This is a genomic window from Streptomyces sp. NPDC102258, from assembly GCF_055584685.1.
In genome coordinates this window covers 57244-71232 of sequence record NZ_JBVJLO010000019.1, presented here as the reverse complement: position 1 = coordinate 71232, position 13989 = coordinate 57244, and the positions used below count along the sequence as shown (strand labels likewise).

General features: G+C 73.4%; 12 protein-coding genes. 4 read left to right on the top strand and 8 right to left on the bottom strand.

Annotation, left to right across the window (positions count from 1 at the left end; all coding sequences use genetic code 11):
* Both ACZ6ZT_RS27280 and ACZ6ZT_RS27275 read right to left on the bottom strand, forming a co-directional pair.
* Positions 1–1155 (bottom strand): acyl-CoA dehydrogenase, encoded by a 1155-nt coding sequence (locus ACZ6ZT_RS27280; protein WP_469722617.1) that lies wholly within the window; start codon positions 1153–1155, stop codon positions 1–3.
* Positions 1155–2414 (bottom strand): amidohydrolase family protein, encoded by a 1260-nt coding sequence (locus ACZ6ZT_RS27275; protein ID WP_469722616.1) that lies wholly within the window; start codon positions 2412–2414, stop codon positions 1155–1157. Before ACZ6ZT_RS27275 ends, ACZ6ZT_RS27280 begins: the two co-directional genes overlap by 1 nt.
* Before the next feature lie 148 nt (positions 2415–2562).
* Between ACZ6ZT_RS27275 and ACZ6ZT_RS27270 the strand changes: the two genes are divergently transcribed.
* Positions 2563–4191 carry a class I adenylate-forming enzyme family protein gene (locus ACZ6ZT_RS27270; protein ID WP_469722615.1) on the top strand — a complete coding sequence of 543 codons (1629 nt, stop codon included), beginning with the start codon at positions 2563–2565 and terminating at the stop codon, positions 4189–4191.
* Positions 4192–4224: 33 nt separating this feature from the next.
* Here the strand turns inward: ACZ6ZT_RS27270 and ACZ6ZT_RS27265 are convergent, their stop codons facing one another.
* Positions 4225–5751 (bottom strand): zf-HC2 domain-containing protein, encoded by a 1527-nt coding sequence (locus tag ACZ6ZT_RS27265; protein WP_469722613.1) that lies wholly within the window; start codon positions 5749–5751, stop codon positions 4225–4227.
* Complete coding sequence (locus tag ACZ6ZT_RS27260; protein ID WP_469722612.1) at positions 5751–6311, bottom strand: sigma-70 family RNA polymerase sigma factor; 561 nt, start codon at positions 6309–6311, stop codon at positions 5751–5753. Before ACZ6ZT_RS27260 ends, ACZ6ZT_RS27265 begins: the two co-directional genes overlap by 1 nt.
* Positions 6312–6591: 280 nt before the next feature.
* On the opposite strand from ACZ6ZT_RS27260, the gene ACZ6ZT_RS27255 reads away from it, so the two are divergent.
* Complete coding sequence (locus ACZ6ZT_RS27255; protein ID WP_469722611.1) at positions 6592–7137, top strand: EF-hand domain-containing protein; 546 nt, start codon at positions 6592–6594, stop codon at positions 7135–7137.
* A gap of 62 nt (positions 7138–7199) precedes the next feature.
* Here the strand turns inward: ACZ6ZT_RS27255 and purU are convergent, their stop codons facing one another.
* Positions 7200–8087 carry a formyltetrahydrofolate deformylase gene (gene purU, locus ACZ6ZT_RS27250; RefSeq protein WP_469722609.1) on the bottom strand — a complete coding sequence of 296 codons (888 nt, stop codon included), beginning with the start codon at positions 8085–8087 and terminating at the stop codon, positions 7200–7202.
* 14 nt (positions 8088–8101) lie between these two features.
* Positions 8102–8548: an SCO4402 family protein gene (locus ACZ6ZT_RS27245; protein ID WP_469722725.1), complete on the bottom strand. Its 447-nt coding sequence runs from the start codon at positions 8546–8548 to the stop codon at positions 8102–8104.
* 196 nt (positions 8549–8744) lie between these two features.
* Between ACZ6ZT_RS27245 and ACZ6ZT_RS27240 the strand changes: the two genes are divergently transcribed.
* The gene (locus ACZ6ZT_RS27240) at positions 8745–10112 is read left to right on the top strand and encodes an ABC transporter substrate-binding protein (RefSeq protein ID WP_469722608.1); all 1368 of its coding nucleotides are present in this window, start codon (positions 8745–8747) and stop codon (positions 10110–10112) included.
* Positions 10113–10172: 60 nt separating this feature from the next.
* On the opposite strand, the gene ACZ6ZT_RS27235 is transcribed toward ACZ6ZT_RS27240, so the two are convergent.
* Together ACZ6ZT_RS27235 and ACZ6ZT_RS27230 are read right to left on the bottom strand one after the other, a co-directional pair.
* The gene (locus ACZ6ZT_RS27235; RefSeq protein ID WP_469722607.1) at positions 10173–11558 is read right to left on the bottom strand and encodes a hypothetical protein; all 1386 of its coding nucleotides are present in this window, start codon (positions 11556–11558) and stop codon (positions 10173–10175) included.
* Between the two features lie 80 nt (positions 11559–11638).
* Positions 11639–13021, bottom strand: a complete 1383-nt coding sequence (locus ACZ6ZT_RS27230) for a transcriptional regulator (protein WP_469722606.1) — start codon at positions 13019–13021, stop codon at positions 11639–11641.
* Positions 13022–13237: 216 nt separating this feature from the next.
* Here ACZ6ZT_RS27230 and ACZ6ZT_RS27225 point away from each other — a divergent pair, with 216 nt between their 5' ends.
* Positions 13238–13930: a bifunctional DNA primase/polymerase gene (locus ACZ6ZT_RS27225; protein ID WP_469722605.1), complete on the top strand. Its 693-nt coding sequence runs from the start codon at positions 13238–13240 to the stop codon at positions 13928–13930.
* The last annotated feature ends 59 nt before the right edge of the window (positions 13931–13989 follow it).

The following is a 13989-nucleotide window of genomic DNA, read 5'->3' as shown; positions in this document are numbered from 1 at the left end:
TCACCGGCCCTTCGGAAGGCCGAGGATCCGCTCGGCGACGATGTTCCGCTGGATCTGCGAGGTGCCCGCCGCGATCGTGTACGAGAGGGACGAGAGCCGGTCCAGGACCCACTCCTCCTCCAGCGCGAGGGAGTCCGCGCCCAGCACCTCCGCCGCCACGTCGTACAGCTCCTGCCGCGCGTGCGAGTACGCCAGCTTGAAGACGCTGCCACCCGCGCCCGGGACGCCGCCCGAGCGCTGTGACGCGCTGACGTTCCACTGCGTCAGCCTCCAGAGGGCGCCGAACTCCCCGTAGAGGCGACCGAGGGTGCGACGTACGACGGGATCGTCCCAGCGGCCGTTCGCCTTCGCGGTCCGGGCCAGCCGGGTCAGCGTACGGCGGCACGCGACGACCTCCCCGACGAAGGCGGTGCCCCGCTCGAAGGACAGGGTCACCATGGTCACCCGCCAGCCGTCGTTCTCCGCCCCCACCCGGTTCGCCACCGGGATGCGCACCTCGTCGAGGAAGACCTCCGCGAACTCGGCCGATCCCGCGAGCGTGCGCAGCGGCCGGACCGTGATGCCGGGCGCGTCCATCGGCATGGCCAGCCAGGTGATCCCCCGGTGTTTGGGCGCGGCGGAATCGGTGCGCACCAGCAGTTCGCACCAGTCGGCGACCTCCGCGTGCGAGGTCCAGATCTTCGAGCCGCTGACCACGTACGCGTCCCCGTCGCGCACCGCCCGCGTGCGCAGGGAGGCCAGGTCGGAGCCGGCGTCCGGCTCGCTGAAGCCCTGGCACCACACCTCGTCCCCGCGCAGCACGGGCGGCAGCCAGCGGGCGCGCTGCTCCGCGGTGCCCTCGGCGGCGATGGTGGGGCCGGCGTGCAGCAGACCGACGAAGTTCGCGCCGACGTACGGGGCGCCGGCTCGCTCGGTCTCCTCCAGGAAGATCAGGTGCTGGGTCGGGGTGGCGCCCCGGCCGCCCGCGTCGACGGGCCAGTGCAGGCCCGCGTACCCGGCGTCGTACAGCCTGCGCTGCCAGCCGAGGTCGTAGGCGCGGCGGGCGGGCCAGTCGTCCGGGGAGGGCTTGGCGGGCAGCTCGGGCAGCGTCTTGCCGAGCCACTCGCGCAGCCGGGCGCGGAAGTCGCGCTCCTCCTCGGTGTAGGTCAGGTCCATCAGCGGGCCCGCGCGCGGGAGTCGTCGGGGCCGGGGTGGAGGCCGGCTGCCCGGTCGCGGTCCCGGTCGAGGTCGAGGCCGAGCATGCGGATGGCGTTGCCGCGCATGAGCTTGTAGACGGTCTCCTCGTCGAGACCCTTCACGTGGTCGAGGGCGACCTCCCTGGTGTGCGGGAAGGTGGAGTCCACGTGCGGGTAGTCGGTCTCGAAGGTGGCGTTGTCGCGTCCGACGACGTCGAGCGAGGCGATGCCGTGCTTGTCGCGGAAGAAGCAGCAGAAGATCTGCCGGTAGTAGTACGTGGACGGCGGCTCCGGGATCAGGTCGCGGACCCCGCCCCAGGCACGGTGCTCGCGCCACACGCCGTCGGCGCGTTCCAGGGCGTACGGGATCCAGCCCATCTGGCCCTCGCTGTAAGCGAGTTTGAGCGCCGGGAACTTCACCAGCACCCCGCTGAAGAGGAAGTCCATCATCGAGGCCATGGCGTTGTTGAAGCTCAGCGAGGCCTGGACGGCGGGCGGGGCGTCGGGGGAGGCGGCGGGCATCTGGGAGCTGGAGCCGATGTGCATGTTGACGACGGTGCCGGTCTCCTGGCAGACGGCGAAGAAGGGGTCCCAGTAACCGGAGTGAATGGAGGGGAGTCCGAGATGGGTGGGGATCTCGGAGAAGGTCACGGCGCGCACGCCGCGCGCGGCGTTGCGGCGGATCTCGGCGACGGCGAGGCCGATGTCCCACAGGGGGATGATGCAGAGCGGGACGAGGCGGCCGCCGCTGTCGCCGCACCACTCCTCGACCATCCAGTCGTTGTACGCGCGCACGCAGGCCAGGGCCACCTCCTTGTCGTGCGCCTCGGCGAAGGTCTGGCCGCAGAAGCGCGGGAAGGTCGGGAAGCAGAGGGAGGCCTCGACGTGGTTGAGGTCCATGTCGGCCAGGCGCGCCTTGGGGTCCCAGCAGCCGCGGCGCATCTCCTCGCGGGTGATGCCCTCCAGGGTCATGTCGTCGCGGTCGAAGCCGACGGCGGCGATGTTGCGCTTGTACGGGAACTTGAGGTCCTCGTAGATCCACCAGTCGGTCGGCGGGCCGTCGGGGTCCATGGTGATGACGTACTTGCCCCCGGTGTAGGCGAGTTCGCCGATGCCCGCGGTGAGGGGCCGGGGGCCGCGGTCGCGGTACTTGGCGGGCAGCCAGACGTCGAAGAGGTGGGCCGGTTCGATCACGTGGTCGTCGACGCTGATGATCCGGGGCAGTTCCACGGGCTCCATAGCGCTCCCCTGTCTGATGGATCTGATGGGTCGTCAGAAACAAGCTAGCCGCGCGACCCCTGGACCGACAAGCGCCGGAGCCCTACGCTCTGCGCTTGATCTGACTTACCGTCAGACGTGTGGTCGCCTTGCCCAGGGGAGGTCCGGGATGACGGACAACGGGACGGACGCCGGGACGGCGGGCGGTACGGCGGGTGGTACGGACGCGGTAGCCCGAGCGGCCACCGCCACCGCCACCGAGCTCAGCCGCTCCGCCACCCTCTGGGAGCTGGTCTCCCGCCGGGCGGACCTCACCCCGGACGCCCCGGTCCTCATCGAGGCCGCCCCGGACCCCGCCGACGACCGGACCGTCACCTTCGGCCGGCTGCGCGAGCGCGCCGAGCGCGTCGCCGCCGGCCTGTACGGGAGGGGCGTGCGCCCCGGCACGGTCGTCGCCTGGCAGCTGCCCACCCGCATCGAGACGGTGCTGCTCTCCGTCGCCCTGGCCCGGCTCGGCGCCGTCCAGTCCCCCGTCATCCCCTTCTACCGCGACCGCGAGACCGGCTTCGCGCTGCGCGAGGCCAAGGCGGAGTTCTTCGCCGTCCCCGGCGTCTGGCGCGGCTTCGACCACACCGCGATGGCCGTCCGGCTCGGCGCCCGCGGCGTCTTCGAGGCGTACGCGGACCTCCCCGACGGCGACCCGGCCGTGCTGCCGCCACCCCCGGCCGAGGGCGCCTCCGTACGCTGGATCTACTGGACATCCGGCACCACCTCCGACCCCAAGGGCGTGCTGCACACCGACCGTTCGCTGATCGCGGGCGGCTCCTGCCTCGCCCACGCCCTGAAGCTGACGCCCGCCGACGTGGGGTCGATGGCCTTCCCGTTCGCGCACATCGCCGGCCCCGACTACACGGTGATGCTGCTGCTGTACGGGTTCCCGGCGGTGCTGTTCGAGAAGTTCGCCCTGCCGGACGCCCTGGACGGGTACCGGCGCCACGGCGTCACCGTCGCGGGCGGCTCCACCGCCTTCTACTCGATGTTCCTCGCCGAACAGCGCAAGGACCCCGGTACGCGGCTCATCCCGAGCCTGCGCCTGCTGGCGGGCGGCGGCGCCCCCAAGCCCCCGGAGATCTACCACGCGGTGGTCCGCGAACTGGGCTGCCAGCTCACCCACGGCTACGGCATGACCGAGGTCCCCATGATCACCATGGGCTCCCCGGACGACACCCCGGAGAACCTCGCCACCACCGAGGGCCGCCCGCCACGGGGCATGTCCATCCGCATCACCACCCCGGACGGCGCCGTACTGCCCGCCGGCACGGACGGCGAGGTGCGGCTGCGCGGCGAGGCGGTCTGCCAGGGCTACCTGAACCGCGAGGACACCGCGGCGGAGGTCTTCGACGCCGACGGCTACCTGATCACCGGCGACCTCGGCCACCTCACCCCCGACGGCCACCTGGTCCTCACCGGCCGCAGCAAGGACGTGATCATCCGCAAGGGGGAGAACATCTCGGCGAAGGAGATCGAGGACCTCCTCCACCAGCTCCCGGACGTCGGCGACGTCGCCGTCATCGGCCTGCCCGACCCGGAGCGCGGCGAGCGCGTCTGCGCGGTGGTGGAGCAGCCGCCCGGCGCCGCCCCGCTGACCCTGGACCGGGTGGCCGCGTACCTGCGGGGGCAGGGGCTGTCCCCGCACAAGCTGCCGGAACAGCTGGAGCTGGTCGACGCGCTGCCCCGCAACGACGCCCTGCGCAAGGTCCTCAAGTACCGGCTGCGGGAGCGCTTTTCACGGCCCTGAGGCGCGCCGGGGGGCTGGGGGCCCGCCCGCCGCCTACAGCCGGCTCAGCGAGGCCGCCGCGAAGAGGACGTCGCGGATCGCCTCGCGGTCGCCGGTCTGGCCGACGGCGGCGTCCTGCGGGGAGATGTGCCCGGCGGCGAGCTGGCAGAACTCGATGCCGTCCAGGGCCACTTCCGCTACCGTGTGCTCCCGCGAGGTCCGCGCCGCCGGGGAGTCCAGGGCGATGTCCCAGCCACCGCCGCCCGCGCCCTCGATCTCCAGGTGCAGGGTCCGCCCCGGGGCGCCCGCCGCGACCAGGCCGCGGGCCGGCGCCGCCAGGCCCGAGCGGCGCCGCAGGGCCAGCGCGCCGGGGAGCAGCCGCGCCGCGAGGTCGATCATGCCGTGCAGGTGCGGGCCCGAGGGCGGCCCGTACGGGTAGTGCACCGCCTCGGCGATGTCATAGGCGTGCACCCAGCACTCGAAGGCCCGCTCCAGGAACGCGTCGGCGAGCGGCAGCGCGAAGTCCCCGTAGTCCACGGCCAGGTCGGCCGCGCCCTGCCCGGCGAAGGAGACCGTGCGGACCAGGGTGTGGCCCTGCTCGCGCCAGGCTTCGCGGACCGCGCCGGTGGCCACCTGCGCCTGGGAGTTCCAGAAGTGCTCCGTACGTCCCTCGGGGCCGCCGTCCGGCGGGGCCTGCGGGCCCAGCGGGTCGTCCAGCCCGAGCGCGGTGGCCACCAGGCCGTCCACCGAGAGCAGGTGCCCGATGACCCCGGCCACGGTGGTCGTCCGGGTGCGGCGCTCCCGCTCCTCGAACCACTTGAGCCGTACGGGGGTGGCCCACTCGGCCTCGCCGAAGTCCCGCAGCAGCGCGTCGAGCCGCGCGGTCTCGGTGTCGTACGGGCTCGCCCACACCGGCACCGGGATGAGGGCCGGGCGCTTGCCGAGGCAGTCCGCCAGCACGCGCGAGCGCAGCAGCGGCTTGAGGTCGAGGGTCTCCTCGGGGTGCAGCAGGCCCACGGCGTCACGCAACCGCAGCGCCTCTTCCGCGCAGGGGGCGCAGGCGGTGAGGTGGTCCTCAACGGCCCGGGTCTCCTCGGCGGAGCAGGCGGCGAGCGCCCACGCCCCGAGCAGGGACTTCAGCACCCCGTGCGTCCGGGGCGTCTCGCCGGCGACCCCGGGGCCGGGCTCCGGGACGGGGCCGCCGGACGCGGCACCGGGCTCGGGCACGGGCGCGGCCTCCGGCGCGGGCGCGGGCGTGGTCCCGGGAAGGAGCGCGGGCGCAGGCGCGGGCGCGGGCGTGGTCCCGGTATTGAGCGCGGGCGCAGGCGCGAGCGCGAGCCCGCGCTCGGGGTCGAGCACAGGCGCGGGTACGGGCGCGGGCGCACGCTCCGCCGCCGACCCGGGCACAGCGTCGGGCCCGGGCGCCGACGCGGGCCCCGGCGTCGGTTCAGGGGCCGGAGTCACCGGCAGGAGCACCGGCGCGCGAAGGGTGTCGGCGGCCGGGCGGGGGCCCGGTATGCGGGCGGCGCGCGCCGGGCGCTCGTGGGCATCGTCGGGGGTGCCTTCGGCGGGGCCGGTCATCAGGTGGTTCCGTATCGGCGGGGGGCGGGGTCCTCCCGGGGGAGGGCGTGGGCGGTCGACAGCAGCTGGAGGCCGAGCCGCAGCCGGCGCCGGGCCTCGTCCTCGCTGATCCGGAGGTCGGCCGCGGCCTGCCGGTAGTCGCGGCGCTTGAAGTACGCCAGTTCGAGGGCGGCGCGCAGCGGTGCGGGCATGGAGGCGACGATGTAGTCGGCGCGGGCGGCCGCGTTGGCGCTGCGGACCTTCTGTTCCAGTTCCTCACGGGTGCCCCGGCCGCATTCGACCTGGCGCAGCCGGTCGACGGCCTGCCCCTGGGTGATCCGGGCCACCCAGGAGCGCATGGAGCCCTGCCCGGGGTCGTACGCGTCGGGGTTCTCCCAGATGTAGCCGAACACCTCGCGGGTGATCCGGTCGGCGGCCTTCTCGTCGCCGAGCACCCGGTGCGCCAGGCCGTGCACGAGGGAGGCGAAGCGGTCGTAGAGCTCGCCCAGCGCGGCGGCCTCACCACGGGCGAGGCGCTGCTGCATGCGGCGGTCCCAGCGCGGTGGAACGTCCCTCGCCATGCTGCGCCTCCCGCCGTGTGCCGACCCGTCAAATGTAGTGCGCACCTGATGGAATGCGCCTGTTTCGGGGAAAGCCCGTGCGGGGGGCGGTACGTGCGTGCTAGGGGCCGCGCGCGAACAGACGTACGCGCCCCACCGCGCTCCCCGTGCGCGGGTTCGATGCGGCCACCTCCTTGACCGCTTCGCTTAACGCTCAGGCCATCGAGGCCGTACGCTCCTGCCTGTCTTGATCTGCACCACAACTGCACCCCAACGCACATGTGAAGGCGGAACGCCGAATATGGACAGCGCAGAATACGAGCGCAAGATCGCCGCCCGATTCGCCACCTTCGACCAGGACGGGTCCGGCTACATCGACCGGGAGGACTTCAGTACGGCGGCCAGGGCCGTGCTGGCCGAATTCGGCACCACCGCGCGGTCGGACAAGGGCCAGGCCGTCTTCAACGGCGCGGAGGCGTTCTGGCAGGGGATGGCCGGGATCGCCGACGTGGACGGGGACCAGCGGGTGTCCCGGGAGGAGTTCGTCACCGGCGCCGCGAAGCGGCTGCGCGACAGTCCGCAGCGGTTCGCCGAGATCGCCCGCCCGTTCCTGGCCGCGGTGATCGCGGTGGCGGACGAGGAGGGCTCCGGCTCGGCGACCCCGGCGGCCGCGGCCCGTGTGCTGCGCGTCCTCGGCACCCCGGCGGAGCTGGCCGGCCCGGTCGCGGCGGGCCTGGACGCGGACGGCGACGGCCGCATCTCCGAGGACGAGATCCTGGCGGCCTTCGCGGGCTACTGCGGGGTGGCGGCCCCCGACGCCGACCCGGACGCCGAGCCCGACGCGTGACACCGGCATGAGGCGGCCCCGGCGGACCGTGCGCCCGCCGGGGTCTGGCGCGAAGACGAGGGTTACGCGAAGACGACCGTGCGCGAGCCGTTCAGCAGGACGCGGTGCTCGCTGTGCCACTTCACCGCGCGGGCCAGCGCCTGGCACTCCACGTCACGGCCGATGGCGACCAGCTGGTCGGGCGTGACGTCGTGGCCGACGCGCTCGACCTCCTGCTCGATGATCGGGCCCTCGTCGAGGTCGGCGGTCACGTAGTGCGCGGTGGCGCCGATCAGCTTCACCCCGCGCGCGTGCGCCTGGTGGTAGGGCTTGGCGCCCTTGAAGCTCGGCAGGAAGGAGTGGTGGATGTTGATGATCCGCCCGCTCAGCTCCTTGCACAGGGTGTCGGACAGCACCTGCATGTAGCGGGCGAGCACGACCAGCTCGACGTTCTGCTCGCGCACCAGGTCCAGCAGCCGCTGCTCGGCGGCCGCCTTCGTCTCCTTGGTCACCGGGATGTGCACGAACGGCACGTCGTAGGAGCCGACCAGCTCGGCGAAGTCGGTGTGGTTCGAGACCACGGCCGCGATCTCCACCGGCAGCGCGCCGATCCGCGAGCGGAACAGCAGGTCGTTCAGGCAGTGCCCGAACTTCGACACCATCAGCACGATCCGCATCCGCTCCTCGGAGCGGTGGATCCGCCAGTCCATCCGGAACGAGTCGCCGATCGCGGCGAAGCTGGCGCGCAGCTTGTCGAGGGTCACGGGCGTCTCGGCCTCGAAGTGCACCCGCATGAAGAAGAGCCCGGTCTCCCGGTCTCCGAACTGCTGACTGTCCACGATGTTGCAGCCGGTCATGAAGAGGTAGCTCGACACGGCGTGCACGATGCCCTGCTTGTCGGGGCAGGACACGGTCAGGACGTACTGTTCGGGCTGCTGGGGCTGGGGCTGCGGGGGCTGCGGGTCGCTCATGACGGCATAGCCTTTCACACCGCGCGGGTGAGGATCTTCAGTACGTCGACGGAGGACGGACGGTCGTCCGGGTCCTCCCCGTCCGCCGTCGCCAGCCGTACGTGCGCCTCGCGGGCGGCCCGTACGGCCTCGGGCCAGGCGTGGTGTTCCAGGTACGCGGACACGGGCGCGTCCGGCCCGACCTGGTGCAGGATCCGCAGCACCCGCAGCACGGCGAGGTCGACGACGGCCGCCTCCTGGGCGTCGCGGAAGATCGTGCCGACGTACTTCTCGGCGGACCAGCTGTCGAGCCAGGTGTCCTCGACCAGCCGGTACACGGCGTCGGTGACGTCCCCGTACCCTTCGACGCCGGCCAGCCAGACCTCCTCCTGGAACACCGGGTCGGAAAGCATGTGCAGCGCCGAGCGCACGTTGCCGCGCCAGCGCCACCACGGCATGTCGTTGAGGGGCATGCCGCCCATGGTGGAGGAGCGGCCGCCGCGGCGGGAAGAGTTCTTCGAACCTTGGGCGAATGTCACGCTTTCGATCGTACGTTCCCCCCACCTGCGATCTTGAAGCACCTGTAGGCCCACGGCCCCCCGCAATTCACCTCCGCGCCACCCGCTGTTGTGTACACCTCATCATCCAGTTCCCCCCGGGCCGGAATGGTGCGTGCACATGACCAGTCTCAGCCCCGGAACCGCCTTGTCCCGCGCGCTCCTCGCCTCGGCGATGGGCGTCTGCCTCACCGCCGCCACCGCGTGCGGAGTGCTGTCCGGGGACGCGAAGGGTTCCGGGGACACCCTGACGGTCATGACGTTCGCGCCGATCGGCACGAAAGCCACCAACATGCCCGGCATGCCCGGCATGGCCAAGGCGTACGAGCGCTGGGTCAACGCCAACGGCGGCCTCGGCGGCCGCAAGCTGCGCGTGCTGACCTGCAACGAGAAGAACACCCCGACCGGCGCCGCCGACTGCGCCCGCCAGGCCATCGCCGAGAAGGCCGTCGCCGTCGTGGGCTCGTACAGCCAGCACGGGCGCGCCTTCATGGCCCCCCTGGAGGCCGAGGGCATCCCCTTCATCGGCGGGTACGGGGTCTCGGCGGAGGAGTTCCAGAGCCCGCTGTCCTACCCGGTCAACGGCGGCCAGCCCGCCCTGCTGGCCGGCGCCGGACACCAGCTGGGCAAGGCCTGCTCCCAGGTGTCGCTGGTCCGCCCGGACACCCTCGCCGGGGACTCCATGCCGATCCTGCTGAACGCGGGGCTGCGGACCAACAAGATGCCGGACGCCTCCGACATCCGGGCCGCCGAGGACTCCGCGGACCTCACCCCGCAAGCCCGCGAGGCCCTGGCCGACGGCTCGGCGGGCGGCCCGGCGAAGGATCCCGCCAAGGACGCCGCGAAGGATTCCGCCAAGGACGCCAAGGGGACGGCGGCCGGCGCCGGGGCGGCCAAGGAGGGCAGGCCCTGTGTGACGGCCGTCCTGGGCGAGCGCACCGAGACCTTCTTCGACGCCTTCCGCCGCCTCGACAGCCAGCACCGCAACCCGCAGATCGCCTCCGTCCTCGGCAGCGTCAGTCAGAGCCTGGTCGACCGCACCGGCGGCAAGGAGAGCCCCTTCGAGGGCGCGTACGTCACCAGCTGGTACCCGGTGTCCACCGACCCGCTGTGGGCGCCGATGCGCAAGGTGATCAGCGAGCAGGCGTTCGGCGACGACACCGTCGACCCCGACGACAGCGGGGCGCAGACCACCTGGATCGCGTACACCGTCCTGAACGAGGTCGTACGGCGCTTCAAGGGCGGCGACGAGGTCACCGCCCGCAAGCTGACCCGGGAGCTGAACCAGTCCGCCAGCGTCAAGACCGCCGGCCTCACCCCGGACCTGAGCTGGCGCTACCAGGACATGCGCGCCGTGGCCGGCTTCCCGCGGCTGGTCAACGGCCGGGTCAGCTTCCAGATCGTCCAGGCGGGCCGCATCGTCGACCAGCCGAACGAACCGCCGCTGGACATGACCGCGACGCTGGAGCAGGCCCCGCGCTCGGCCTGATCACGACGGTCAGGCCACGGCGGGCCTGACCACGAAGGCCTGGCCCCGGCGGTCGGGAGGTCAGAGCTCGGACTTGTCGCGCGTCGGGAGGCCGTACTTGGCCGCGATCGTGTTCCACATCCCGGCCGCCGCGTCCTTGGCCTTCGTGGCCTCGCCGCTCGCATCGTTGCCGTCGGCGGCGTTGTCGGTCGACTTGGCCTTGCCGTCCTTGCAGGCGCCCTTGTCGTGGCTCATGTCGTCCGCCCACGCCGCGTAGCTGTTGTCGGCGGCCGCCGAGGCCTTCCAGGCCTTCGTGAGGGCCGCCGAGAGCCGGGCGTGGTTCGGCAGCAGGTCCACCTTGAGCTCCTGGAGCCGGGTGACGAGCTCCTCGCGCTGGCGGGCCGCGTCGCGCAGGTCGTCGCCCGCCTGGCCGAGGTTCTTGCAGCCCTTGATGTCGTCCACGGCCTTGATCACCGAGGCCCGGCTGTCGTTGCTGTCCGCGAGCAGCTTGTCCAGCTGGACGGCCTGCGGGCGGGCCGGGTCGACGGGGGCGTCGCCCGCCGCGCCCTTCGCCGAACCGGTGGCCGCCGGGGCCACCGCGCCCGGGTCGTTGTTCTGGGCCTTGCCGTTGCCGAGCAGCGCACCGACGCCGAGTCCGGCCACGGCCAGCCCGAAGACCCCGGCGGCGATGACCGCGGGCGGCACCCGGCGGCCGGCCGGGGCGGGCGGGGGCGGGGGCGGCGCGTACTGCTGCTGCGGGGGCCGGCGCTGCTGCGGGGGCCCGGGAGGCGGCGTACGGCGGGGCGCCGGTACCTCGGCGCGGGCCGGCGCCGGGGCGCCGTCGTCCGCGCGGAACAGCGAGTCGAACCCCTCCGCGGCGGTGGCCGGGTTCACGGGCCCGGCGGGCACGGGCGGGAGGTACTGGGTCGCGGCGTCGCCTGGAACCGGCGGGATGTACTGGGTCGCGGCGTCGCCGGACACCGGCGGGATGTATTGGGTCGCCGCGTCCCCCGGCACGGGCGGGATGTACTGGGTCGCGGCATCCCCCGGAACCGGCGGTATGTACTGCGTCGCCGCGTCCCCCGGGACCGGCGGGATGTACTGGGTGACCGCGTCCGGCAGGGGCGGGTACCCGTAGCCGTGCGGGTCTCCGGGCCCCTCGAAGCCGGGGCCGACGACGTGCCCCGACGGCGGGTACCCGTACGCGGGCGCTCCGTACGGCGGCTGCTGCTGTTGCTGCTGCTGCGCGGCGTACGGGTCCTGCCCGTACTGCGGCTGCTGCGGCTGCTGCGGCTGCTGCTCCTGCCCGTACGGGGCGTGCGGCGGCGGGTAGCCGTACCCCGGGCCGCCCCACGGCTCGCCCGCCCCCGGCGCGGGCTGCGCCGGGTACCGGGGATCCGGATCCGGCTGTGCCGGTTCCGGCGCCCCGGGCCGGGGGACGCCCCCTTGTCCGCTCTGCGTCGTCACCGGTGCTCCTCTGCCTTCTCCGACTTCCCCTGAACCTGCGGAACCGTCGGGTCACGCTACCCGGTCACGCCACGGACACGTCAGGCCACCTGAACCTCCAGCCGGGCCCCGAACTCCCGCACGGCCGCTTCCTCCCGGTACGGCTCCAGCCGCGTACGGAAATCCTCCAGGTACTCCGCACCGCGCTGCGACCGCAGCGTCCCCAGCAGGTCGGCGGCCTTCGTCGCCGTCTGGCAGGCCTGCTCCACCTCCCGCTGCTGCACCTGCGCCGCCGCCAGCAGCAGCAGCCCGATGGCCCGCCGCCGGGCCTTGGTCACCGGCAGGCCGCGCAGCGCCTCCTCGGCCCGCCGGCCCGCCGCGTCGGCCTGGCCGAGGTCGCGGTGGCAGTGCGCCAGCTCGTCCGCGAGGTAGGCCTGGTCGAAGTGCCGGATCCACACCGGGTCGTCCCCCGACTCCGGCTCCGCCCGCTCCAGCGCCGTCACCGCCCGGCCCGACAGCACCGCCGTGGCCCGGGCGTCGCCCAGCAGCGCGTGCCCGCGCGCCTCGGCGGCGTAGAACATCGCCTCCACCCTCGGGGTGACCTGCCCCCGCGTGCCCTCCTGCGCGGCCCGCGCCAGCTGCGCGATCTCCCGCGGGTTGCCCAGCTCGGCGGCGAGGTGGCTCATGGAGGCGGCGAGCACGTAGCCCCCGTACGCACGGTCGCCCGCGGCCTGCGCCAGCCGCAGGGCCTGGATGTAGTAGCGCTGGGCCAGGCCGGGCTGCCCGGTGTCCACCGCCATGTACCCGGCGAGTTCGGTGAGCCGGGCGACGGCCGCGAACAGGGCGCGCCCGACCGGCTCCCGGTAGGAGCCGCCGATCAGCCCGGAGACCACCGAGTTGAGGTAGTGCACCACCACGGGCCGGACGTGCCCGCTGCCGAAGCGGTGGTCGAGCTCGGTCAGCGCTTGCGTCGTCGCGCGGACGGCCTCCACGTCCGGCATCCCCACGCGCGCCCCGCCGTTGCGGGCGACCTGGGGATCGGCGCCGGTGATCAGCCAGTCGCGGCTGGGCTCGACGAGCGCGGAGGCGGCGACGCTCGACCCGGAGAGGAAGTCGCGCCGCCCGACGTCGCTGCGCCACAGCTCGCAGGCCTGCTCGATGGCGCCGATGACGGTCGGGGAGAACTGCAGGCCGATGCCGGAGGCGAGGTTCTTGCCGTTGGCCATGCCGATCTCGTCGATGGTGACGGTCCGGCCGAGTTTGCGGCCGAGCGCCTCGGCGATGATGCCGGGGGCCCGGCCGCGCGGCTGCTGTCCGCGCAGCCAGCGGGCCACGGAGGTCTTGTCGTAGCGGAGATCGAGGCCGTGTTCGGCTCCGCACATGTTGACGCGCCGGGCGAGCCCGGCGTTGGAGCACCCGGCTTCCTGGATGAGCGCCTGCAGCCGTTCGTTCGGCTGACGGGCGACGAGAGGCCTGGCTGTCATGTGAAAACCCCCTGAAGCCACGGGAGAGCGATGGAATGATCACTTCCCGCCTGATGTGCGGAGAATCTTCCCTACCGCGTCGTGTCGTTACCCCGGGACCGCGCCCCGGCCTTCGATGCGCCCCCGCCCGTGCACCCGTGCGCCCCGTATGCAGGATCGATGCACCGCCCACCCGCTGGTTTACGGCCGTAACCCCGGGTGACCGCGGGAGTTGTGATGGGCGTGGAAGAGACCATCGGAGTCACGGAGACCGCACCCATCCCCAAGCAGCGGGGGGAGCAGCTGCTGGACCATGCCGTGCGGTACGTGGAAGAGCGGCACTGGGACGTCTTCGCCGGTACGTGGCTGGAGTACGTCGACGGCCGCGAACTGTGCTCCTGCGGGGCGGCGGACTGCCCCGCGCCCGGTGCGCACGCCGCGACGAAGGACTGGGCGGCGCAGGCCTCGGGCAGCGCGGTCGGCGTGCGCCGGATCTGGGCCAAGCACCCCGGCGCCTCCATCCTGCTGCCGACGGGCCGCACTTTCGACGCCCTCGACGTGCCGGACGCCGCCGGGTTCCTGGCGCTGGCGCGGCTGGAGCGGATGCAGCGCACCCTCGGCCCGGTCACCCTCACCCCCGGGCACCGGATGCTGTTCTTCGTACTGCCGGGCGCCGGGGCGAAGGTCGCGGACCTGGTGCGCAAGCTGGGCTGGCTGCCGCACGCCCTCGACCTCGTCGTGCGGGGCGAGGGCGAGTACGTGGCCGCGCCGCCGACCCGCCACGGCGGCAAGGGGCCGGTGCAGTGGGCCCGTAAGCCCACGCCCGCGAACCGGTGGCTGCCGGACACCGAGGAGCTGATCGACGCCCTGGCCTACGCCTGCGGCAGCGAGGCGGCGGCGGCCCGGGGGCGGCGCCAGGACGTCCGCTGACATCCGCTGGGGTCCACCGACGTCCGCGCTGACATCCGTGCCCGCACATTCATGACATA

What these genes read in the sequence shown, in the direction of transcription:
- purU (WP_469722609.1), bottom strand. Translation starts at nt 8,087, where the DNA reads ATGAGCGACCCGCAGCCCCCGCAGCCCCAGCCCCAGCAGCCCGAACAG.
- ACZ6ZT_RS27240 (WP_469722608.1), top strand. Translation starts at nt 8,745, where the DNA reads ATGACCAGTCTCAGCCCCGGAACCGCCTTGTCCCGCGCGCTCCTCGCC.
- ACZ6ZT_RS27260 (WP_469722612.1), bottom strand. Translation starts at nt 6,311, where the DNA reads ATGGCGAGGGACGTTCCACCGCGCTGGGACCGCCGCATGCAGCAGCGC.
- ACZ6ZT_RS27275 (WP_469722616.1), bottom strand. Translation starts at nt 2,414, where the DNA reads ATGGAGCCCGTGGAACTGCCCCGGATCATCAGCGTCGACGACCACGTG.
- ACZ6ZT_RS27245 (WP_469722725.1), bottom strand. Translation starts at nt 8,548, where the DNA reads ATGGGCGGCATGCCCCTCAACGACATGCCGTGGTGGCGCTGGCGCGGC.
- ACZ6ZT_RS27230 (WP_469722606.1), bottom strand. Translation starts at nt 13,021, where the DNA reads ATGACAGCCAGGCCTCTCGTCGCCCGTCAGCCGAACGAACGGCTGCAG.
- ACZ6ZT_RS27280 (WP_469722617.1), bottom strand. Translation starts at nt 1,155, where the DNA reads ATGGACCTGACCTACACCGAGGAGGAGCGCGACTTCCGCGCCCGGCTG.
- ACZ6ZT_RS27265 (WP_469722613.1), bottom strand. Translation starts at nt 5,751, where the DNA reads ATGACCGGCCCCGCCGAAGGCACCCCCGACGATGCCCACGAGCGCCCG.
- ACZ6ZT_RS27270 (WP_469722615.1), top strand. Translation starts at nt 2,563, where the DNA reads ATGACGGACAACGGGACGGACGCCGGGACGGCGGGCGGTACGGCGGGT.
- ACZ6ZT_RS27255 (WP_469722611.1), top strand. Translation starts at nt 6,592, where the DNA reads ATGGACAGCGCAGAATACGAGCGCAAGATCGCCGCCCGATTCGCCACC.
- ACZ6ZT_RS27225 (WP_469722605.1), top strand. Translation starts at nt 13,238, where the DNA reads ATGGGCGTGGAAGAGACCATCGGAGTCACGGAGACCGCACCCATCCCC.